Below are 841 nucleotides of genomic sequence, written 5' to 3'. Positions count from 1 at the left end.
TAGGTTCAGGACTCATTGATCAGAGCCAGAAGATGACGGTTGCTGCGATGCAGATGGCGGAGAAGAAGGTGTGGGCGCATCGGTCGTAGCGTGTGGCGATGCGGCGCCAGTCCTTGAGTTTGGCGAACAGGTTCTCGACCTTGTGGCGCTGCCGGTAGAGGATTTTGTCGTAGGGATAAGGCCGCTTTCGGCTCCGCGATGAAGGAATGCAGGGATCGATGCCCCTGGCAGCCAATGCCTCGCGGAACCAGGCACTGTCATAGCCCCGGTCGGCGATCAGGCTTCGGGCTTGCGGCAAGGCATCGAGGACGAGGCGGGCCCCCTTGTGGTCGCTCATCTGGCCCTCTGACAGCAGCATGATGATCGGTCGGCCCTGGCCGTCGCAGACGGTGTGGAGCTTCGAGTTCAGGCCGCCTTTGGTGCGCCCGATACGACGGGGAACATCCCCTTTTTAAGCAGGCTTGCCGCCGTGCGGTGGGCCTTCAGGTGGGTGGCATCGATCATGATGCGCTCGGGTCTCGGCCCTTCGCCGGCGAGGTTGGCAAAGATGCGGTCGAACACCCCGAGCCGGCTCCAGCGGATGAAGCGGTTGTATAGTGTCTTGTGCGGGCCGTACTCCTTCGGCGCATCCTTCCACTGCAACCCATTGCGGATCACGTAGACGATGCCGCTCACCACCCGGCGGTCATCCACCCGTGGCACGCCATGGGCCAACGGGAAAAACGGCGAGATCCGAGCCATCTGCCGCTCGCTCAGCAGGAACAAATCACCCATGCCAGCCTCCTCAAGGGAGACGGTGAATCACAGATCACAGCAGATTAATAGGTCCTGAGCCTAGAGC

General features: G+C 61.7%; 1 protein-coding gene. It reads right to left on the bottom strand.

Annotation, left to right across the window (positions count from 1 at the left end):
- Nucleotides 1–19: 19 nt before the first annotated feature.
- Nucleotides 20–774, bottom strand: a protein-coding gene (locus EJJ38_RS20215) for an IS5 family transposase (RefSeq protein ID WP_127092256.1) whose coding sequence is annotated in 2 segments (ribosomal slippage) — nucleotides 20–441 and nucleotides 441–774 — 756 coding nt in all. Because the reading frame shifts where the segments join, the coding sequence is not laid out codon by codon here.
- Nucleotides 775–841 lie beyond the last annotated feature (67 nt).

It is taken from the genome of Aquabacter cavernae, assembly GCF_003993795.1.
Taxonomy (GTDB): domain Bacteria; phylum Pseudomonadota; class Alphaproteobacteria; order Rhizobiales; family Xanthobacteraceae; genus Aquabacter; species Aquabacter cavernae.
The sequence above is the reverse complement of the archived record's forward strand: the minus strand, read 5'-3'. Positions and strand labels throughout refer to the sequence as shown.